General features: G+C 42.9%; 17 protein-coding genes. 8 read left to right on the top strand and 9 right to left on the bottom strand.

Annotated elements, in window-relative coordinates; genetic code table 11:
- The first annotated feature begins 348 nt into the window (after positions 1–348).
- Positions 349–963: a PASTA domain-containing protein gene (locus tag G4D82_RS13530; protein ID WP_166337831.1), complete on the top strand. Its 615-nt coding sequence runs from the start codon at positions 349–351 to the stop codon at positions 961–963.
- Positions 950–1993, top strand: coding sequence for an RluA family pseudouridine synthase (locus tag G4D82_RS13525; protein WP_166337830.1), 1044 nt, complete (start codon positions 950–952; stop codon positions 1991–1993). Before G4D82_RS13530 ends, G4D82_RS13525 begins: the two co-directional genes overlap by 14 nt.
- Here G4D82_RS13525 and ypfJ read toward each other — a convergent pair.
- From ypfJ to panB, 7 genes are all read right to left on the bottom strand, one after another.
- The gene (gene ypfJ / locus G4D82_RS13520; protein WP_166337829.1) at positions 1990–2850 is read right to left on the bottom strand and encodes a KPN_02809 family neutral zinc metallopeptidase; all 861 of its coding nucleotides are present in this window, start codon (positions 2848–2850) and stop codon (positions 1990–1992) included. The two genes, G4D82_RS13525 and ypfJ, sit on opposite strands and share 4 nt — an antisense overlap.
- 31 nt (positions 2851–2881) lie before the next feature.
- On the bottom strand, positions 2882–6931 hold the full coding sequence (locus tag G4D82_RS13515) for a PAS domain S-box protein (RefSeq protein WP_166337828.1): 4050 nt from the start codon (positions 6929–6931) through the stop codon (positions 2882–2884).
- Positions 6932–7059: 128 nt separating this feature from the next.
- The gene (locus tag G4D82_RS13510; RefSeq protein WP_166337827.1) at positions 7060–7839 is read right to left on the bottom strand and encodes a DUF2189 domain-containing protein; all 780 of its coding nucleotides are present in this window, start codon (positions 7837–7839) and stop codon (positions 7060–7062) included.
- A 45-nt stretch (positions 7840–7884) separates the two neighbouring features.
- Entirely contained in the window at positions 7885–9213 is a 1329-nt protein-coding gene (locus G4D82_RS13505; RefSeq protein ID WP_166337826.1) for an aldehyde dehydrogenase, read from the bottom strand.
- Between the two features lie 100 nt (positions 9214–9313).
- Positions 9314–10684 (bottom strand): DUF5723 family protein, encoded by a 1371-nt coding sequence (locus G4D82_RS13500; RefSeq protein ID WP_166337825.1) that lies wholly within the window; start codon positions 10682–10684, stop codon positions 9314–9316.
- Positions 10685–10758: 74 nt separating this feature from the next.
- Positions 10759–11451, bottom strand: a complete 693-nt coding sequence (locus G4D82_RS13495; RefSeq protein ID WP_166337824.1) for an RluA family pseudouridine synthase — start codon at positions 11449–11451, stop codon at positions 10759–10761.
- Positions 11452–11560: 109 nt separating this feature from the next.
- Positions 11561–12379, bottom strand: coding sequence for a 3-methyl-2-oxobutanoate hydroxymethyltransferase (gene panB, locus G4D82_RS13490; RefSeq protein WP_166337823.1), 819 nt, complete (start codon positions 12377–12379; stop codon positions 11561–11563).
- A gap of 91 nt (positions 12380–12470) precedes the next feature.
- Between panB and G4D82_RS13485 the strand changes: the two genes are divergently transcribed.
- Positions 12471–12911, top strand: coding sequence for a nuclear transport factor 2 family protein (locus G4D82_RS13485; protein ID WP_166337822.1), 441 nt, complete (start codon positions 12471–12473; stop codon positions 12909–12911).
- 263 nt (positions 12912–13174) lie between these two features.
- Here the strand turns inward: G4D82_RS13485 and G4D82_RS13480 are convergent, their stop codons facing one another.
- A complete protein-coding gene (locus tag G4D82_RS13480; RefSeq protein WP_166337821.1) occupies positions 13175–14266 on the bottom strand; it encodes a serine hydrolase domain-containing protein in 1092 nt (363 codons plus the stop codon).
- 174 nt (positions 14267–14440) lie between these two features.
- On the opposite strand from G4D82_RS13480, the gene G4D82_RS13475 reads away from it, so the two are divergent.
- The 5 genes from G4D82_RS13475 to G4D82_RS13455 all read left to right on the top strand — a co-directional run bounded on the left by G4D82_RS13475 (position 14441) and on the right by G4D82_RS13455 (position 20037).
- Positions 14441–15553, top strand: a complete 1113-nt coding sequence (locus G4D82_RS13475; protein ID WP_166337820.1) for a sensor histidine kinase — start codon at positions 14441–14443, stop codon at positions 15551–15553.
- A complete protein-coding gene (locus tag G4D82_RS13470) occupies positions 15546–16232 on the top strand; it encodes a response regulator (protein ID WP_166337819.1) in 687 nt (228 codons plus the stop codon). The genes G4D82_RS13475 and G4D82_RS13470 overlap by 8 nt, the downstream gene beginning before the upstream one ends.
- Before the next feature lie 93 nt (positions 16233–16325).
- Positions 16326–18263: a KUP/HAK/KT family potassium transporter gene (locus tag G4D82_RS13465; protein WP_166337818.1), complete on the top strand. Its 1938-nt coding sequence runs from the start codon at positions 16326–16328 to the stop codon at positions 18261–18263.
- 11 nt (positions 18264–18274) lie between these two features.
- On the top strand, positions 18275–19630 hold the full coding sequence (locus G4D82_RS13460) for an outer membrane beta-barrel protein (protein WP_166337817.1): 1356 nt from the start codon (positions 18275–18277) through the stop codon (positions 19628–19630).
- A 53-nt stretch (positions 19631–19683) separates the two neighbouring features.
- A complete protein-coding gene (locus G4D82_RS13455) occupies positions 19684–20037 on the top strand; it encodes a DUF2200 domain-containing protein (RefSeq protein ID WP_166337816.1) in 354 nt (117 codons plus the stop codon).
- Positions 20038–20373: 336 nt separating this feature from the next.
- On the opposite strand, the gene G4D82_RS13450 is transcribed toward G4D82_RS13455, so the two are convergent.
- Complete coding sequence (locus G4D82_RS13450; RefSeq protein WP_166337815.1) at positions 20374–20733, bottom strand: ribosomal maturation YjgA family protein; 360 nt, start codon at positions 20731–20733, stop codon at positions 20374–20376.
- Positions 20734–20755: the final 22 nt, after the last annotated feature.

Here is a 20755-nt window from a genome sequence, read left to right as displayed (position 1 = left end):
TCGTCTCATTGCCGACAGCCCTAGCCCCGATTACCTCACTTTACTCTTATTTTTTATAGGAGTTCGGTGAACACTACGTGTTTGTAGTGGAAATCCTTTTGCGCCGGGGTTCGGCGTGAAAGATTGCAACGGATAGCGGGAATCAGCTTCTGCTAAAAAATTTAAACAAAATTATCATTTTTTTTGAAACGTAAATGAGCGCTACCAAGACATTCCAACATTAAATGAAATCATCGAAACGCGAATTACATTTGACCTTAGAAAAACAATGAAAAAGACAAATGAAACCTTTATCTTTGCCGTGCTTGGGCCATGAGGCTTAACCCACCGAAGTTAACGATTTTTACTATGGAATTGAAGGAATATCTGAAAAGCCGGGTGTTTTTTACTCAGGTTTTTATTGGCTTGGCGATTATTGCCGTGCTGAGTTACCTGTTTTTTCACTGGCTGACCTTTACCACCGATCACGGCAACGAGATTACGGTTCCGGATTTGCGCAAACTCAGTGAACTACAAGTAGAGGAGAAGCTAGACGAATTAGACCTCGAGTATGTGTTGCTCGATAGCGTCGATTTCAACAAAGATTTCCCAAAACACAGCGTGGTGGAACAAGATCCGATTGCCGGTTCGAAAGTCAAGAAGCACCGGAAAATTTATATCAAAATCAATTCTTCAGGTTTTACTATGGTCAAAATCCCGAATTTGATTGAGAAAACCTATCGTCAAGCGGTTCCGACCTTAAAATCTTTAGGACTTGAAGAAGGCACCGTAACTTATAAACCGTATCTCGGCAAAGACATGGTCTTGGAAATGCGCTGGAACGGCAAGAAACTCAATCCGGGCGACAAGGTTTTCAAGTCTTCGAAAATCGATTTAGTGCTCGGTGACGGCAAGGTTGGTTTTGATGAAACCGAGCTGGATACGATTCCTGTAACTGAAACTCCGGTAGATGCAACAGAATGATGAAAGTCCGGAATTAGAGGACGAATTGTATGAGCATTTCCGAGTAGAAGTGCCCAAAGGCCAGGATTTGTTGCGTATTGATAAATTTCTGATGCATTTCATTGCGAACTCGAGCCGCAACAAAATCCAGACGGCAGCCGACAATGGCGATATTTACGTGAACGATGTACCGGTGAAATCCAATTATCGTGTGAAGCCGTTTGATGTAGTGCGAATTCTTTTGGCGCATCCGCCTTTCGAGAACCGCGTCGATCCTGAGAATATTCCTTTAGATATTGTATACGAAGACGAAGCTTTGCTGGTCATTAATAAACCGCCGGGTTTGGTAGTGCATCCGGGTCACGGCAATTATACCGGAACTTTGGTGAATGCCTTGGCTTACCATTTTGAGAACTTACCGATGAACTCCAGCGAGCGTCCAGGCTTGGTGCACCGCATAGACAAAGATACTTCAGGCCTTTTGGTGATTGCTAAAACCGAAGCCGCGATGACACATTTGGCCAAACAGTTCGAAGCCAAAACTTCTGAGCGTGAATATGTTGCTATCGTTTGGGGCAACCTTAAAGAAGACGAAGGCACGATTGAAGGCAACATTGCCCGCCATTTAAAAGACCGCATGCAAATGGCCGTTTTCGCCGATCCGAACGTGGGCAAACCGGCAGTAACGCACTATAAAGTTTTAGAGCGTTTTGGTTATGTGACGATGGTTTCTTGTGTTTTAGAAACCGGACGAACGCATCAAATTCGCGTGCACATGAAACACATCGGCCATCCGCTGTTCAATGATGCGCGTTATGGAGGCGATTTGATTTTGAAAGGAACGACTTTTACCAAATACAAACAGTTCATCGACAACTGTTTCAAAATTCTACCACGCCAAGCGCTTCACGCCAAGACTTTAGGTTTTGTGCATCCGACCACGGGCGAAATGATGCGTTTCGATACCGAACTTCCAGACGATATGCAACAACTTATCGAGAAGTGGCGGGCTTATGCCAAATCGAATACGGCTGGTGAAGACGAAGATTAATTCAGTTCTCCTTTAAAAGTATCGCCTTGCCCGATGTCACCTGATTTGAAACCACGGTTGAACCAATGCATCCGCTGTTCTGAAGTACCGTGCGTGAAACTGTCAGGCTCAACGTGGCCTTGCATTCGTTTTTGGATGGCATCATCACCTACGGCATTTGCGGCACTGAGCGCTTCTTCGATGTCGCCGGGTTCGAGTACTTGGTTCATCTGTTGGTTGTAATGTGTCCACAATCCGGCGTAGAAATCGGCTTGAAGTTCTAGGTTGACCGAGAGTTTATTGGCTTCGGCTTCTGATTTTCCTTGTTGCATTTGACGCATTCTGGTTGAGGTTCCTAGCAAATTCTGAACGTGATGCCCGACTTCGTGCGCGATGACATAAGCAATAGCGAAATCACCGCCTTCTGCTCCGAAACGCGATTTGAGTTCTTCGAAAAATGCCAAATCCATATAGACTTTTTTGTCGGCCGGACAATAGAATGGCCCTGAAGCTGAAGTCGCTGAGCCACAGCCCGTGTCGACGTTGCTGGTAAACAAAACCATTTTGGGTTTTTCATAAGTGAGCCCGTTTTCGGCAAATATTTTCGTCCAGACATCTTCGGTATCGGCAAGAATGGTTGCGCAGAATTCGCCCATTTTCTGATCTTCGGCAGAAAGTTGTTGCGTTGTTTGTTCGGTAGTTTGGCCTTGCTGCAATTGCTGGAGCATCGGAGTAAGTTGTTGGGCATTTTCACCGCCAAAAATATTGACCAGTAAAATAATAATTCCGATAAGCCCACCGCCGAGCGCTACTTTTCCGCCCGACATGCCACGGCGGTCTTCCATATTATCGCTTTGTCTTCTGCCGATCCATTTCATGAGATTAGATTTTTAGAGTTTGAATATAGAGTTAAACCTTCATCCACTTGGCAATAATCATTTCTAAAGTGTCTTTAATAATCGGCTTTGAGGCGTAATCGTCCATGCCGACTTCGATGCATTTTTCACGTTCACCCACTACAGTTCCTGCCGTAAGGGCAATAATCGGCACGTGGCTTTTCTGGATTTCCCTGATTTTCTGCGTCGCTACATAACCGTTCATAACCGGCATTTGCACGTCCATAAATATAATATCGACTTCGTTTTGCTGGAATTTCCCCACGGCATCTTGGCCATCTACTGCTTCAATTAAAGTGGCGTTGGGCAGAATTTGCTTAATGAGTGTTTTGGCCAGCAGCATGTTGATTTTGTTGTCTTCGACGATGAGCACTGTAGCCGGAATCACCAAATCGTTAGTTGCGGTAGATTCAGACACGCTTTCAGTAGCGGTATCTTGACCTGTTTTCATCGCTTGGTCGTGTGCGATTTTCAACTCTACATCGAAGAAAAACTCGCTGCCTTGACCATAAGCACTGATGAGTTGCAAGTGGCTTTGCATTAAATTGAGTAGTTGGTTGCAAATCGAAAGCCCGAGCCCGGTGCCGCCGAATTTTTTAGTAGTCGACGTATCTTCTTGGGCAAATGCCTCGAAAATCTTTTCTTGATTGCTTTTCTTAATACCGATACCGGTGTCTTTAACCGAAAAACGGAACATGGCGGTATGCGCGGTTTTGCGAATCACCAGAATACTGAATTCAATTTTTCCTTTTTCGGTGAATTTTACCGCGTTGCTCAAAAGGTTGATTAAAACTTGTTTGAGTCGGATGTAATCAATGTAAATGTATTGCGGAACGGCTTCGTCGATATCGACTACCAATTCGATGTGCTTGAGGTTCGAGTCGTATTTGATAAGTTCAATGACTTGGTGTGATAAATCGACGATGTTGTATTTCTCTATGTTGAGCTCCAATTTTCCGGATTCGATTTTAGAAAAATCCAAAATGTTGCTAATGACTTCCATGAGCAAGTTGGCCGATTGGTTGATTGTGTTCATGTACTGCTTCTGGAATTCCTCGAGCTTGGTTTTCATCAACAAATCTGTGAAGCCGATAATACCGTTGAGCGGCGTACGGATTTCGTGGCTCATATTGGCCAGGAACTCTGATTTGGCTTTGTTCGCGGCCTCGGCGATTTCCTTTTCTTTGAGGATATTCTCGGCGAGTTTGCGTTCGGTGATGTCGATAAAAATTCCGCCGACGAATTGGATTTCTCCGTCTTTAAGAATTGGTTCGCCAAACTCTTCGACCCAAACGGTATGGCCGTCTTTGTGGATGATGCGGTAGGTCAGGTGGATTTTCTTTCTTTCATTGAACAGCTTTCGCGCCACGGAAAGAAATTCATCTTTGTCTTCAGGATGCACTAAATCAATATAGAACCGCTTGTTTTCTAAAAACTCTCGTTTAGGATGACCGGTAAGTTTTTCAATTTCGTCGTTGAGGTAAATCTTTGACCATTTCTCATCGTAGTTTGAAAGGTAAACCGTGCCGGGAATGTTATCGGCGAGCAAACGGAATTTTTCTTCACTTTGCTGGATTTCTTCCTCATTCTCGAGTCGTTCCATTGCCGAGATGATGTTGTTGGTCAGAATTTGCAGTAAGTTGATTTCGTCTTCAGACCAGTTTCGTTCCTCTCCAATGACGTCTAAGCCAATGAATCCGGTATACTTATCTTTAACATATAAAGGAAAAATCAGTACCGATTTGATTAAATTGTCGGCCAACAGTTTTTTAAGTACGCCTTCTTCAAGTTTTCTGGTGTGGGCTTTGAAAAACTTGCGCTGTTTGCCTTTGCTAACAATCTCGTGGAAATCTTCATGCGAAAAATACCGCAGTGGCGTAATTTGCAATTCCACATGATTCTGGCCCCATTTGTATTTTTGTCGGAAGAGTTGTGTGTTCGGGTCGTTTTCGTAATAATACAAATGATCAACTTGGGTGACTTTACCAATAATAGGAAAAGCTTCCTGAAAAATCTGGATTTTCTCTTTGGTCTTGATGAATTTATCGGTGAACATTAACATGGCCGAGAGCAATTCACTTTTGTAAACCAATTTTTTTTCAGCTTCCAGACGGAGTTTAGATTCGAGTGCTACCACAATCAAATCACTAACTGATCGGGAAAAGGCTACGTCTTGATTGTCCCAGTTTTTCAGTTTACCGACGGTTTCGAAGCACAGAATACCGTGTAACTCACCGTTTACGAAAATAGGAGTGTCAAGCAACGAACGGATTTGATTTTTGGGGATATAATCGGCGCAGAGTTCTTGGGTGATAGGATTCGAATTTACATCCGAAGCAATAATCTGCATCTCATTTTCTATGGTCTGAAAGTAATTCGGATAGTCGTCACGTTTGAGCACAAAACCTTTTTCGAACTTATTTTTGTTTACTTCATACAAATTCTCACAACGAATTTTATCAGGGTGAAAATTCCAGAAACTCGCACGATCGATTTCCAGAGTCATAGATGCTGTTTCCAAAATTTCTCTCAGAATGCTATCAAAATCTTCGTGCCCGGAATAACTTTTGGCCATAAATTTCTTGAGCGTTTCGTTGAATTTTGTCAGTTTTTCTTGGGTCTTGATTTTGTCTGTTTCGATATTTTTAATCGCGGTAATATCGCGGGCAATGGCTGAGTATCCGATGATTTTACCGGCGCTGTCCTTCTTGGCATTGATTTTCTGTGAAACCCAGTATTCCTCACCGTTTTTCTTTAGCCCGGGGAATTCGATGATTTCGTTGTCGTTTACTTGAAAATTCGCATTCTTGATAAATTGTACCACACTGCTGACATAATCTTCGCGAATGTATTTTGTAAAATGACTGCCGATGACTTCTTGCGAATCATAGCCAAGTGTGCGTTGGCAGAATTCGTTGATAAAGGTAAAACGGCCATCGAGATCGGTTTCAAAAATAATGTCGTTGGCCGAATGGATTAGGTTTTTGTATTGGTCTTTTACCTGAACTTGCTCGGTCACATCTTGTCCGGTACCGATAACGAGATTTTCGTCGAATTTTTTATCTTTCCATTGGATGTACTTATATTCACCGTTTTTGCATTTAAGTTTGCGAGTGTGCAAGCGGTTATCAATATATTCTTCGTGGTAATCCTCGCCGATGAAGTCTGGATCTTCGGTTAAAATCCAAAATCCAAAACCGAGCATTTCTTGTGGTGTATACCCTAAAATTTCAGTTACTGATTCACTGCAAAATAGCACTTCGCCTTTTTTGTTTGTTGCGATAGTAAGTGAATTTCCTTTGTTGACGATTTCATGTGTGAACCGAAATTTGTCTTGTGTATTGAGCCATGAAATGTGTTGGATGTAATGAATGAACATCATCAAAAAGCAATAATTCAGCAAGATGAGGGTTAGGCGCAACGGCAACCAATGCATCGCTACCGACAGGCACAGAAAACCAATCACCAAGCCGGTAAAAATCCAATAATATTTTATCGGTTTGAAAACGTGAAACGAAAAGAAGAAACTCACCGCAAAACCCAAAATCGGTATCAAATCAGGTTGGTGCGCGACCAAATTATGAGCAATAAAACCGAAGTAGAACAGGAAAAATACCATGAAAACCGCGTGGTTGTTCCGGTTAAAAAACGCATTTTTCTTGGTCAGGAAATACAATGAAATCAATATTGTCCCTACGAAAAAGCTTGAGACCAGTAAGCTTTTTGGACGAACAGAATAAATTTCAAAAATGATTTCGAAAATTGGCAACAAAATGCCCAGAAACAAAAAATATAACTGATATTCCTTATCAAACGACTCTAATTTCATGTAATCTTGAGTCTGTTTGTGGAAAAAGCGGTTGTTGACCTTGAAGAAATTGAAAGCCAAGACACCCAACAAAAAAAGCAGTAGTGGAAGGATTACCCAAAAAAACGCACTGCTTTTGGCTATTAATTCTGAAAAACTAATACCTTGGAATAAATCATTACTGCCAATCAAAGAAGTGGTAACCTTCATTGATAAATTGGCTAGAATGCCGACATCAAGTGGTATCAATTGCATTATTTATTCGCTTTCAGTAGCAATCAGTAGTTGCTGTTTTTTCGATTAGAAATATAGGAAAAAAAGTTAAAGGCAATAACAAATCAGCGAATCAATCTATTGTTTTTTTTCATGTATTTATCAACACACTATAAGGTCGTGAGTGTATCATTTGTATCGGTTTGTGGATGGTCTGTAAAAATTTCACGATAGATGATATAATACATCGAATACATAAAAGGCATCGTGAAGAAAATTCCGACACAGAACCCAATGAATCCAAGCATGACAAAAATAAAACCTACAATCAGTAAGGCAAACAATAACAAGAATTGCTTGGAAACAGCGACAATGCTTCCTTCAATAGCTTCCATAGCATTTAAGTTGCCAAAAATGATGAGTGGTAAAGTCAGAAAAGTTAAAATTGACACCGAGAAACTAATCAGCATTCCCAAAATCGGAAAGCCAACCCATTGCAAGCCCATCGATAAAGTTGTCGAGAAAAAAGTAATCACGACTGTTGCCATGACAATTTCTTTAAAATATGGTCCACGGTAGTAATCGAAAATTGTCAAGACCGAAAAGGCTTCTCCGTGTTGCGCCGAGCGGGCCATTTTAATCAATCCGGCATTGATTGGGCTGGCTAAAATGCAAAGCACCATGATAAAAAACAAATATCCGACAAACCAAATCGGGGAAAGATTTTCTACTTTAAAATCGGCCATGGTTTCAGCAGAAATGGCCAGTCCAAAAACACCAACAGCCAAAATTCCGAAGAAGAAACAAAATAGAATCGTTAGCAAAATCATGGCAAGCCCAGAATTTAATGCAATTTTTTTATAGTTTTCGAAAGTTTGGTTAAATACAGCGCTAAAATCTAACGGATATCCATTGGTTTTAATTTGTTGAATAGTGTCCTTGGTGTTCATGGGTTTCATTTTAAGGTTAACTCAATAATACGATTTATTTTAATACTAAAACCAGTCAAGTAATTTTCTGATCAGACCGATTTTGTTTTGATATGGCGCATACCGAAAGGGCAAATCGAGCCAATTGTATTTCCTGACGATGGCTTTCCGATGGGTAAAAGTTTCAAAACCCCAACGCCCGTGATAAGCGCCAATTCCTGAATGCCCGACACCGCCAAAAGGCAATTTTTTATTGGCAAACTGCACTACCGTATCGTTAATAGCGCCACCGCCAAAGGCAAAATTCGTCAGGATTTTTTGGATGAATGTTGGGTTGTTCGAAAACACATAAAGCGACAAAGGTTTTTCGTATTGCTGAATGATTTCGGCCAGCTCATTTTCGTTTTTGTAGCTTAAAATTGGAAGAATAGGGCCGAAAATTTCTGCTGTCATTAAACTGCTGTTTCGGTCGGGTTGATCGATTAAGGTCGGCGCTAGGTAAAGCTCTTCTTCGATGAATTGCCCACCATAAAGGATATTTTGTCCGTGTAAGGAACCTGTGAGCCTTTGCCAATTTTTGAAGTTGATGATACGGCAAAAATCTGAGGAATTGTGCGGATTTTCGCCATAGGCTACTTGAATTTCTCGAATCAAGTATTTGACTAAATCAGCTTTTACTTTTTCATGCACTAACAGATAATCTGGGGCGATGCACGTTTGACCGGCATTGAGGAATTTTCCCCAAACAATGCGTTTGGCGGCCAGTTCCAAAGAAGCAGTATTATCGATGATGCAAGGGTTTTTTCCGCCGAGTTCTAAAGTGGTCGGCGTGAGATTTTTTGCTGCAGCTTCGGCTACTATTTTGCCGACACCAACACTTCCGGTAAAGAAAATATAATCCCAACGCCGGGAAAGTAATTCTTGTGCTACGATTGAATCTCCTTGAACAACTTGCGCTTGATGGGTTTCAAAAACTTGCGATATTATTTCAGTGATTATCCCGGCGGTATGCGGCGTGAGCTCTGAAGGTTTTAATACAACTTGATTTCCGGCCGCAACGGCTGATATTAGCGGCACCATAGCCAACTGAAAAGGATAATTCCACGGCGCAATAATCAGTACTTTTCCGTAGGGCTCGCGGTAAATATAATCGCGCGACGGAAAGTTCAATAAAGACGGCCACACTGGCTGCGGTTTTGCCCAACGATTCAGGTTTTTAATAGCCAATTTCAACTCCGATGTCACCAAACCGGTTTCAGTCATCACGCCTTCAAAAAACGGCTTTTTAAAATCGTTGTGCAAGGCTTGAAGAATGGCTTGTTCGCGCTTTTCGATTTCGGTTAACAACCGGATTAATCCGATTTTGCGTTTTTCAATATTGGTTTTATAGTCCATCGGATAAAGCTACAAATTTTGTTTCGGAACTTTTGAAAAGTAACGGCCCAAAAAAAGCAGCCTCATTCGAAACTGCTTTTAAAATAATTTTTGTGACTGCCTATTCCACAAACGCCCAACGGAAGCCAAAGTTCAAATCAAACTGTTTGGCATCGTTGCTTATGGCAGTGATTAGGGAAGACGACGACAAATAAAACCCGCCTACTCTAAATCCTAGACCAAAGTTGCTTCCGGAAATTTCGTTTTGCGAATAAGGTAAGAAAGCTTCAAAATATCCTAAACTTACTCTAGGGATAATACTGAAATTGTTTTGAGCGGTCACTTGGTTGTTGCCTTCATTGTCGCTCAACTTCTGCTGCAATTGGCCGGTAATAAAGAACTTACCATATATTTTGAAATCGCTGTACAAAGAGAACGTAGCGGGTAATTTTACGTTGAAATCAGTACTTTTCTCCTCAGTAGTCAAATAACCGCTATTGACCAAAACCTCTTCGACATCTTTCAGACTTTCTAAGTTGCTGAACTGTTCTAGGTTGAGTTGTTGGCCTTGCGGAACATTTAGCCGATAAGAATTTGACGCATTTTTACTGTCTTTGAAAGACATGCTTCCGATATTGCGCAGTGCCATTCCCACATTGATTTTGTATTTTTTGACATCGTTGGGATCTTTCCACTGATAATTGGCTCCGATATCAGTGCCAAAGCCGCCTAATTTTCCGAAAATAGATTGGGTGTAATCACTTTGATTGGTGAAGCTGTCAGACAAATCACCGGAATAAGCGAAGTTAAGTGAAGCACTTGCATTAGTGAGATAAGCAGTACTATTGCTAGGATTGTTGGCATCATAAACCGATACAATTGAACCTCTAAAAGCATCTACTCCGGCGTTGGAATAGGAACCGGGGAACAATAATTTCAGGGTGAGCCCGGCGCTGAACGAATGTTGGTCATTTTCGAATACATTTCGCGCGGCAGACAAACCGACTTCGCCCCAAGAAATCCCATTGAAACGTTGGTTGTTCTTGTTATTGATAAGTGCCGTTCCGGTTTCTGTGATATCGGTGGTGTTGAAAAGCGATTGCCCTAAATCAGGATCTACATCAACCAGTACGAACTTCACATTTCCTTTGGTGGTTAAACCGAATCCCCATTTATGCCACTTCATGGCGAATCCGGGTCCGAGAATTTCGGCATCGATATTCATATTCACTGTTTTACCGCTTTTGAATATCAGTTCCTCAAAATCAGTATCGGAATTTAAATCGCTCATGCTTAATATGTTGTTCGATACATTGACGCTAAGTCCGTTGATGTTCACTTCGTATTTTTTAGACAAGTTGGTCAATTCTGCGGGGTTCAAATAAGTATTGAGCAAACCCGTTCGGCTAGAAGTACTGACACCGATAAAATGGTCTTGGGCAAAGCCGTAACCTGAAGCCAGTAAGCAGATATAAATGATTGCTTTTTTCATAACATAGTATTTTTTGGTTGTTTAGTTTGAACGTTGTACCCAGTGCGGTAGTATGTAAAAATATCAATTAAAACTTATAAGGCCGCGTTCCAGAGCGAATTTTCTGGCAAAGGTGCAACAATTTCGAGTTTTTCTTTGGCCACCGGATGGACGAAGACCAATTTTCTGGCGTGCAAATGAATGCCTCCGTCGGGGTTACTGCGGTCGAAGCCGTATTTCAAATCACCTTTAATAGGACAACCAATGGCGGCCAATTGCGCCCGTATTTGATGGTGGCGTCCGGTATGCAAATCAACTTCCAGCACAAAATAAGAATCTAAAACCTTGATGATTTGGTAATCCAGTTTGGCGATTTTGCTTCCTGGAACTTCTTTCGCGTGCGCTTTCGAGGTATTGTTTTTCTCGTTTCTGGTCAGATAATGAACTAACATATCATTAGTTTTTGGCGGTTGGTTTTTCACCACGGCCCAGTAGGTTTTCTCGGTTTCGCGCTTGCTGAACATTTCGTTGAGCCTGGCCAGCGCTTTACTGGTGCGCGCAAAAACCACAATGCCGGTCGTGGGCCGATCCAGCCGATGTACGACGCCCAGGAATACTTCGCCGGGTTTGTTGTATTTGTCTTTGAGGTATTCTTTGACGATTTCCGACAAAGGTTTGTCGCCGGTTTTGTCGCCTTGTACAATATCGCCGACGCGTTTGTTGACGATGATCAAGTGATTGTCTTCGTGAAGAATTTGGAGGTTATTTTTTGTGGAGAGTACTTTCATGCCGGAAAGTCCGCGTTAGGGATTGCAGCAAAGTGCCGTGCACTGCGGAAAGCCCGACCCTTGTGGTAACGCCCCATTATTAATTATTAACGATTAATTATTAATTGAACTAATATTGCTCTTTCTCATTCGGAAAATCCTTAGACTTCACATCAGTCACATACTGGCCAATCGCGCCGGTCATGGCTTCGTATAAATTCAGGTAACGCCTTAAGAATCTTGGGCTGAATTCATTGTTCATCCCGAGCATGTCGTGTATCACCAACACTTGGCCATCTACGCCGCCGCCCGCTCCGATACCAATCACGGGAATCGAAATACTTTTGGCTACTTTTTCGGCCAGATGTGCCGGAATTTTCTCTAAAACAATCGCAAAACAACCTAAGCTCTCAAGGAGTTTTGCGTCTTCTACGAGTTGTTCGGCCTCGGCTTCTTCTTTGGCGCGCACGGTGTAAGTCCCAAATTTATATATCGATTGTGGAGTCAAGCCTAAATGGCCCATGACCGGAATTCCGGCGTTGAGGATTTTCTTGATGCTGTCTTTGATTTCTGCGCCACCTTCCATTTTTACGGCATGCGCACCGCTTTCTTTCATAATCCGGATGGCAGAGCGCAACGCTTCTTTAGAATCTGATTGGTAACTACCAAAAGGCAAGTCGACCACAACTAAAGCACGGTTCACGCCGCGAATCACACTCGAGGCATGATAAATCATCTGATCGAGCGTGATGGGCAAAGTGGTTTCGTGGCCGGCCATTACGTTACTGGCAGAATCGCCCACCAAAATCACATCGACTCCGGCTACATCGACAATATGTGCCATGGTGAAATCGTAGGCGGTGAGCATCGAGATTTTCTCGCCGTTTTCTTTCATTTCGATCAGCGATTTGGTCGTGATTCTTTTATAATCTTTTTTAGCAACAGACATAGGTTGAGGTTTAGTGGTTGTAAAAGTAGTAAAATCATACGGTAGTTAACCGGCGGTTGTTTTTATATTTGTAGCACAAAACCAGCATTTTATGAAAAAGCTATTTTTTGCCTTGTCGTTTTTATGGCTGTGTAAAGCCCAGGCCCAAGATTTCCAGAAAGAAGAAATCAAAAACACCATCCAAACTTTTTTTGAAGGTTTCCACCACCGCGACACCGTTTTGTTGCGTCAAGTATGCGCCGATAAGATGATTTTGCAATCGATCGAGGAAAATGCCAATGGCAACCAACTCACCGAAGAACCGCAGGCATTTTTTTACCGCTCTATTGCCTCGATGCCGCAAACGCTCAAATACCGCGAACAAATCTTGAGCTACACCATTCAAGTAGACGGTTCTATGGGCCACGCCTGGACGCCGTATGAGTTTTATCTCAACGGAGCGCTGAGCCACAAAGGCGTGAATGCTTTTACGCTGTTCAAGGAAAAAGACCGCTGGAAGATTGTTTACATTATTGATACTAGACGGAAGTAGTTTTAGTTTTTGAAGCCGGGAACCTGCTGTGCGCTATATCTTTTTAAACCTACTAGGTTTCCAAAACCTAGTAGGTTTAAAAAGGATGCCGCTTCCATCAGGGCTATGGTTTTAGTGCAAATCAAGAACAATTGTTTTAAAGTGAAAAATTGGCCTTGTACCTGAAGTCCTCAGGACTTCCTCCTTTTAATTTCAAATATCAGGGCTATAGCCACCGATTCTTATTGGCGTGTTTTCTAAAAAGCCACCGATACATCTTTAGATTACCTTTTGCTCAAGCTTTCCAACGCTAATTTGGCTATATTTTGCACCAGTTGGGTAGGCGAGAGGCCATCGCAATTGGTGAGTCCGACCACATAAATATCCGATTCAGGTAAGTACACAGCCATGCTTTTGTATCCGAAAATGCTTCCGCCGTGTTCTCTGCTGGTTTTTCCATTGATTTCGCGAAGGTGCCAACCGTATCCATAAGTAAATTCTTTTCCATCGTTGAGCTTGTATTTGGTAAATGCCTTACGGCTATTTTCAGCTTTAAGCAATTGGTTTTCGTTCAGTGCTTTTTGCCAACGCAACAAGTCTTCTAAGTTCGACATCAAAGCTCCGGAAGCAAAAGGAACACTGTAATTAATGAGTGTTTTGTTCACATAACCAGTTTCCTTTTTTTGGTAACCATATGCCCTTTTGGGAATAATTTTACGGTCAGAGTTATAACACGAATGGCTCATGCCAGCCTTTTCAAAAATATTTTTCTGGATAAAGTCTTCATAAGAACTACCCGAGGCGACTTCTATAATATGCCCTAACAACACATAGCCAGAATTGTTGTAGTCGAACTTTTCGCCGGGCGCAAAATCTACCGGTTCATTTTTAAAGAAATCGACCATCATTTGAGCACTCATTTCTTTTTGGGCAATTTCTTTGAGCTGTTTCATTTTAGTAAAATCTCTAATGCCTGAAGTATGTGTCAGCAAATGGTGTAGGGTAATATTTTGGCCATTTGGAAAATCTGCAACATATTTTGACACCGGATCTTGGGTTTGCAGTAAACCTTTTTCTTCTAGAATTAATATCGCAATGGATGTAAATTGTTTGGTCATCGAGCCCAGTTGAAAAATAGACTCCGGAGTAAGTTTCACATCGAGTTCTAAATTGGCTTTTCCGAAAGCTTTGCTGTAAATGGGTTTTCCTTTTTGGGCCACCATAAATACACCGCCGGGGCCATTTTCATCTTTTATTTCTGCACGGACCAATTCGTCGATGGAGCGGTTCAGGTCTTGTGCTTGGAGTGGTTGAAGATTCAGCAATAGAAAGCCTAAAATAAAGGCAAGACAGACAATGGGTTTTGATTGATTCATTTTTTGATTGATTTTGATTGATTTTGCCATTGGTTCATTAAAGAGGGAGATAGTTACACAACGCGGTATTTTTCTGACACCATCTTTATAAAATCTTTATGCGACCAGTCTTTTATCTTATAAAATAATTACAATTCTTGGCCTAACTTTGCCCCGTTGTTTAAAGAAAAAACAATGAGCAGATTTATCAAACGCGCCCAATCGAAAAACCAATACCTGATCAGCTTTTTCTCGGTAGCTTTAGTTGCGTTATTGGGTTTGTTGGCTCGCGATTACGTCGATTATAAAGTGATTGGTTATTTGCTTTTGGTTGTGGTATCGTTGTTGGCCATTTTTTTAGAGATTTATCCGGTGTTGTTTGCCGCGATGTTTAGTGCGCTATTGCTCGATTTTTTGTTTATCCATCCGTATTACACGCTGCACATCAACAACACGGAGGATTTTCTTTTACTGTTGCTGTTCTTTTTAATTGCCTTGATTAATGCGGTGCTTACTTTCAAAATCCGCAAAGCCGAGCAACTCGCCAGAATCCGCGAAACCCGGCTCAATACGATGAAACTATACAACACATTGCTCGATTCGCTTTCGCACGAACTCAGAACGCCCATCGCAACTATCATGGGCGGCATCGGCATGTTACAAGAGCAAAGTGGCCGGATTACACAGGAGAACAAAACCAAGTTGCTTTCAGAAATGGACAAAGCTTCCTTGCGCTTGAACCATCAAGTCGAGAACTTGCTCAATATGTCGCGGTTGGAATCGGGTTATATCCAGCCACATTACGACTGGTGCGATTTGAGCGAGTTGATTTACAACGTACTTGACAGCCTTAAAGACGATTTGCAATTTCATCGCGTGCAAGTCAAAAAAAACGATTATTTACCCCTTTTCAAACTCGATTATGGTTTAACCGAGCAAATTCTGTATAACTTGATTTACAATGCCTTGCTTTACACGCCCAAAGGAGCCGAGATCCAAATTGCTATCGATTTTATGCCTGAAGCCGATTTTGAGTACCATCACAATCATCCGATGACTTGCCAAATTACTATTGCTGATGATGGCCCAGGTTTTCAGCCCGATGAAATGGTACACGCTTTCGATAAATTCTATCGTCCGGAAAATTCAAAAACAGGTGGCACCGGGCTCGGATTATCGATTGTGCGCGGTTTCACAGAAGCCCAAAACGGAACGATTACTTTGCAAAATGCAGAAGCCGGCGGAGCGGTTTTCAGTGTACAGTTTCCTGCGGCGGTAATGCATTTAAAAGACATCAGCCATGAGTAACAAGGCGCTTATATTGGTCATAGATGACGAGCCGCAAATTCGCAAGCTGCTTGAAATTACCTTAGAATCGGAAGGTTATAAAACGATGATGGCTGCTTCCGCCCAAGAAGGAATGGCTCTGGCTGCTGGGCACCAACCGGATATGATTCTGCTCGATTTGGGTCTGCCGGATTCAGACGGACAAGAAGTATTGGTTCGGTTGCGCGAATGGTACCCCCATCCCATTATTATTCTAACGGTAAAAAACACTGAATCTGAAATTGTCTCTGCTTTAGATCACGGCGCGAATGACTATATGACCAAGCCCTTTCGCACGCAAGAACTTCTGGCCAGAATCCGGACTAGTTTACGCAATGTAGTAGCCAAAACGGCCCAACCGCTAATTAATTTTGGTGATTGCTCAATTGATTTGCAAGCACGAGTCGTTAAGAAATCCGAACAGATTATTAAACTAACCGCAACCGAATATTCACTATTGGTGTTGCTTGCCCAAAACGAAGGCCGTGTGCTCACCCATCAGTATTTGCTCAAAGAAGTTTGGGGCCATGCCTATGCTGACCAAACCCAATATTTACGTGTGTTTCTAGCCCAGTTGCGCAAAAAGCTCGAAACCGATCCCAATCACCCGAAACACCTGATTACCGAATCGGGCATCGGCTACCGCTTCCACACCGGATAATTCCTTAGAAACTTTTTTGTACAATCTTGACGAGTTGCCTGAAAAATAGGCGACGTAGATTCTTGTTACCTATTATTTCCTAAAACTCTTAACATGAAATCACCTGATTTATCTAAAATTACTGCCGCTTCGTTACTTGTGGCACTTGGCATTATCTATGGCGACATTGGCACCAGCCCACTGTATGTAATGAAAGCCATTGTAGGCGATCGCCCAATCACCGAATTGTTGGTCTACGGTGGCGTTTCGTGCGTATTCTGGACGCTCACTTTTCAGACAACATTTAAGTACATTTTCTTGACACTTTCCGCAGACAATCATGGCGAAGGTGGCGTGTTCTCGCTTTATGCACTGGTGAAACGCTTCGGCAAAGGCAGACTGGTCATCCCAACGATTCTCGGAGCCACTACGTTATTGGCCGACGGCATTATAACCCCACCGATTTCAGTAGCTTCGGCAGTGGAAGGCCTTGAAGTTTTGGTTCCGAACCTGCCTACGATTCCGATTGTTATCGCCATTCTTTCCGGGCTGTTTTTCTTTCAACGTTTCGGCACGCAAAAAGTAGGTTCCTTCTTCGGGCCGGTGATGGCGCTTTGGTTCGGGATGTTGATTGTTTTAGGTCTGTCGCAGATCATTCACCATCCGGAGATTTTTAAAGCGCTCAACCCAGTTTATGCGTATGAGTTGCTTACACAATATCCGAAAGGATTCTGGCTCTTGGGCGCAGTTTTTCTTTGCACTACCGGAGCCGAAGCTTTGTATTCTGATTTAGGGCACTGTGGCAAGCAGAACATTCGCATCACTTGGATTTTCGTGAAAGTTGCCCTCGTGGTCAATTATCTTGGGCAAGCGGCTTGGCTCATGACACAGGGCAATCCCTTACTCAATAATAGAAATCCGTTTTATGAAATCATGCCACAATGGTTTTTGCTCAGCGGAATTGTCATTGCTACGATGGCGGCCATTATTGCTTCTCAGGCTCTGATTAGCGGCTCATACACCTTAATCAACGAAGCCATTTCACTGAATTTCTGGCCGAGGGTTGCACTGAAAAACCCAACAGACCTTAAAGGGCAAATCTACATTCCGTCGATTAATACCATTCTTTGGATCGGTTGCGTGCTGATGATTTTGTACTTCAAAAACTCTACGCATATGGAAGCGGCTTACGGTTTCTCGATTACTATTGCCATGATGATGACCAGCTTGCTTTTGGGCTACTACCTAGTGTTTATCAAGAAGATGAAAGTGCCGTGGGTTTTGCTGATTATGATCGTTTTCTGTGTCATCGAAGTGTCTTTTTTTGCTGCCAACATCGTCAAAATCAAAGAACGTTGGATGTTCCTATTTTTTGAACTGTTCATTTTTATGGTTATGTACGTTTGGTATTACGCGCGCAAGATCAACAACCGACTGATCAAATTCATCAACCTGGCCGAGCAAGTTCCGCTGTTGGAACAACTCAGTCAAGACAAACAGATTCCGCTCTTTGCCTCGCATTTGATCTATTTATCTAAGGCCGACAAAAACTACGAAATCGAAGACAAAATCATCAAATCGATTTTAGCCAAAAAGCCCAAGCGAGCCGATGTGTATTGGTTTTTCCACATCAATCGCATCAATGAGCCTTTCGCGCTGAACTACGAAATAATCGAACTTTCAGGCCGTGTGATTAAAATTGTGCTCAACATTGGTTTCCGGGTGCAACCGCGCGTAGAATTGTATTTCAAGAAAATTGTTACCCAGTGGTCGGCAGAGCGCGAACAACCGTTTACACCTTCGGTCGATGCAGCCTCACGCTATCATTGCCAGGCTGATTATCAGTTTGTCATTCTGGAGAAATTCCTCTCGGTCGAGAATGAATTTTCCGTTCGCGACGGTTTGCTGCTTCGCGCTTATTACTGGCTCAAGGAATTGTCAATCTCAGACCGCAAAGCCTTCGGCCTTAACAAAAGCGATGTCACTATCGAAGAACTTCCCATAGTTTATCAACCCATTACGCAACTTCCGCTCGAGAGAAAATTAAACTAATCCCAACATTTATGAAACGTATTTTTATTTTAACCCTAGCTGTATTTTCTTTAACTGCTTGGGCACAAACTGACTCTACTGCTGTTAAAGTTCCTTTTGAAGGACAAGACCAAACCTGGCAAAACGGTTCCGACCGACGCACTTCGCCACCAGTTTTATCCACAAAATATTTTACCGGCAGCGTGATGCTCGATATCAATTACACGCATTCGTTCAATAACCCGAACGATAATACAGTCGTGGGTTCTACCGCTTTGGCGCGTAACAACGAATTCCAAGTCTCGAGCGCGAACCTTGGTGGAGATTTCAATTACCAGAATGCGCGCGGCAGGATTATGCTGCAATTCGGAACGCGTTCTACAGTAGTTCCCCGAAACGATTACAGCGTTTATCGCGGGCAATACCAGCTTGATAATGTTTATCGGGACTTGTCTGAAGCTTATGCCGGTTATCACTTCGATAAATGGTACGGCATCAATGTCGATGCAGGTATGTTCATGTCGTATATCGGTTTGAACTCGTATTATCAGGTAGAAAATTGGGAGTACCAAGCTTCGTTTACCTCCGACAATACGCCTTGGTTTTTCAACGGGTTGCGCGTGCAGGTTTTTCCAAACAAACACCTGAAACTCGAAGGCTGGCTCATCAACGGTTGGCAGAGTTACGGCAAGTTCAACAGCATGCCGGGCTTGGGCGGAAATGTTACCTGGTGCCCGAACGAAGCAGTGAAATTGCTCACCAACGACTACTACGGAACCGATGCCGCCGGATTGAAAAACCGCGTCCGTTTCCATTCCGACAACAGTTTGCTCGTGCGTTATTTCAACCAACCGACGGCTAAAGGAATCAGCCGTGCCGCTTTTTCGAGTACTTTCGATTTTGGTTTTGAAACTGGCGATGGCGTGGGCGGATTCAACGGCAACAGCGAAAAGCCTTCGCAATATTTCCTCAGTGGCATGGTCTACAACCGCGTTTGGTTTAACCAAAACCGAATGGCTTGGACCATCGGCGGCGGTTACATGACCAATCCCGGAAGGTACTTGGTTTTGTACCCAACTGGCGATGCGAGCCCATTGCCTAATCCGTCGAACCCGACACAAACCGCGGGCACGCATCCATTTTCGGCCAATCCGGGCGACGAGTTCAAAGGTTGGGATTGTTCGACGAACTTCGATTTCATGCCCAACCAAAGTGTCACTTTCCGTCTGGAATTCATTCATCGCGAAGCCAGCGTTCCTTATTTTGCGGGCAGCGGCGGTGTGACTTCGCCCACAGGTTATACGACCACGCCGTTGCCTTCAGATTGGCAACCTGATTTGGTCAAAATGGAGAACCGGATAGTTTTCGCGCTTTTGTTCCGCATTTAAAGTTGGATGGTTTCGAACTTTAGCCTTATTTTTAGCACACTAAATGGCAAGCTATGAATACCAATAATGCGAGAATTTATAAAATGTTATTCTCGAGCGTCTATCCGCTATACGTGCAGAAAGTCCAGAAGAAAGGCCGCACCCAAACCGAAGTCGATGAGGTCATTACTTGGCTCACAGGTTACGATCAAGCTGCGATTCAAAAACAAATTGACGCTAAAGTTGATTTTGAAACCTTTTTTGCAGCGGCAAAATTAAATCCAGAAGCGCCCAAAATCACCGGCGTGATCTGCGGTTACCGAATCGAGGAAATTGAAGACGAGCTGGTTCGAAAGGTGCGTTACCTCGACAAACTCGTCGACGAACTCGCCAAAGGCCGCCCGATGGAAAAGATTTTGAGGAAATAGTTTTAGTAGCTGTTCCGGCTGTTCCTTTCAAAAAAACCGTGCCGCGCTAACAACGTTATGGCTGGGCAAGAGCTTCCGCTGGTCGCTTTGCCCAACCACCTTTTGTAAAGCGCGGCACGGTTTTGTTTTTCAGTGCCATCCGGGCTAGGGCATTAGTGGTGAGTTGACATTTCGGTTTATGGTGTCAATTTTGTGGTAATTAGTTTTGGCTGTCAGCGGCCAGCTTTTAGCTTTTAGCTTTTAGCGATCAGCAGTCAGCGGTCAGATTGTTTGCGAATTGCCCAAGCTATCGAGCTTTGATTTAGCTAACAGCTGATGGCTAACAGCTGACAGCTATCAGTTATTAGCTGTATCGATAAAAAACGCAATGACAATTCCCATAGCATAACAAACCAAATCGCTCCAGAGAAATCCTTGACCTAGAACATAATGACCTAAAGTTGTATTTCGCAGCGACACGAGCCACTCAGCGTTCCAGAGTTGTTGCAGTTCAATTAAAACGCAAAAAAGTAAAGGCAGGGCAATTTTAAAGAATCGGTTGGAATGAACGAAAATTATCCTGAAACCAAAGTACACCATCACAGCATACAAAACATCGCCAATAAATAACGGAACTACTACAATTTTTCGGGACAAAATCCCAAGAAGAACCACTGTTAAAGTAATGATGAAATAGAAACTTCGGTTTTGCCTCATTATTTGTCTCGCTCTTTTTGGA

The organism is Flavobacterium lotistagni (assembly GCF_011392125.1).
Classification (GTDB): Bacteria; Bacteroidota; Bacteroidia; order Flavobacteriales; family Flavobacteriaceae; genus Flavobacterium; species Flavobacterium lotistagni.
This window is presented reverse-complemented; position numbering and strand designations above follow the sequence as displayed.

Bases quoted from the DNA above. Each gene is read 5' to 3' on its own strand.
- G4D82_RS13530 (WP_166337831.1), top strand. From the start codon at position 349: ATGGAATTGAAGGAATATCTGAAAAGCCGGGTGTTTTTTACTCAGGTT.
- G4D82_RS13525 (WP_166337830.1), top strand. From the start codon at position 950: ATGCAACAGAATGATGAAAGTCCGGAATTAGAGGACGAATTGTATGAG.
- ypfJ (WP_166337829.1), bottom strand. From the start codon at position 2,850: ATGAAATGGATCGGCAGAAGACAAAGCGATAATATGGAAGACCGCCGT.
- G4D82_RS13515 (WP_166337828.1), bottom strand. From the start codon at position 6,931: ATGCAATTGATACCACTTGATGTCGGCATTCTAGCCAATTTATCAATG.
- G4D82_RS13510 (WP_166337827.1), bottom strand. From the start codon at position 7,839: ATGAACACCAAGGACACTATTCAACAAATTAAAACCAATGGATATCCG.
- G4D82_RS13505 (WP_166337826.1), bottom strand. From the start codon at position 9,213: ATGGACTATAAAACCAATATTGAAAAACGCAAAATCGGATTAATCCGG.
- G4D82_RS13500 (WP_166337825.1), bottom strand. From the start codon at position 10,684: ATGAAAAAAGCAATCATTTATATCTGCTTACTGGCTTCAGGTTACGGC.
- G4D82_RS13495 (WP_166337824.1), bottom strand. From the start codon at position 11,451: ATGAAAGTACTCTCCACAAAAAATAACCTCCAAATTCTTCACGAAGAC.
- panB (WP_166337823.1), bottom strand. From the start codon at position 12,379: ATGTCTGTTGCTAAAAAAGATTATAAAAGAATCACGACCAAATCGCTG.
- G4D82_RS13485 (WP_166337822.1), top strand. From the start codon at position 12,471: ATGAAAAAGCTATTTTTTGCCTTGTCGTTTTTATGGCTGTGTAAAGCC.
- G4D82_RS13480 (WP_166337821.1), bottom strand. From the start codon at position 14,266: ATGAATCAATCAAAACCCATTGTCTGTCTTGCCTTTATTTTAGGCTTT.
- G4D82_RS13475 (WP_166337820.1), top strand. From the start codon at position 14,441: ATGAGCAGATTTATCAAACGCGCCCAATCGAAAAACCAATACCTGATC.
- G4D82_RS13470 (WP_166337819.1), top strand. From the start codon at position 15,546: ATGAGTAACAAGGCGCTTATATTGGTCATAGATGACGAGCCGCAAATT.
- G4D82_RS13465 (WP_166337818.1), top strand. From the start codon at position 16,326: ATGAAATCACCTGATTTATCTAAAATTACTGCCGCTTCGTTACTTGTG.
- G4D82_RS13460 (WP_166337817.1), top strand. From the start codon at position 18,275: ATGAAACGTATTTTTATTTTAACCCTAGCTGTATTTTCTTTAACTGCT.
- G4D82_RS13455 (WP_166337816.1), top strand. From the start codon at position 19,684: ATGAATACCAATAATGCGAGAATTTATAAAATGTTATTCTCGAGCGTC.
- G4D82_RS13450 (WP_166337815.1), bottom strand. From the start codon at position 20,733: ATGAGGCAAAACCGAAGTTTCTATTTCATCATTACTTTAACAGTGGTT.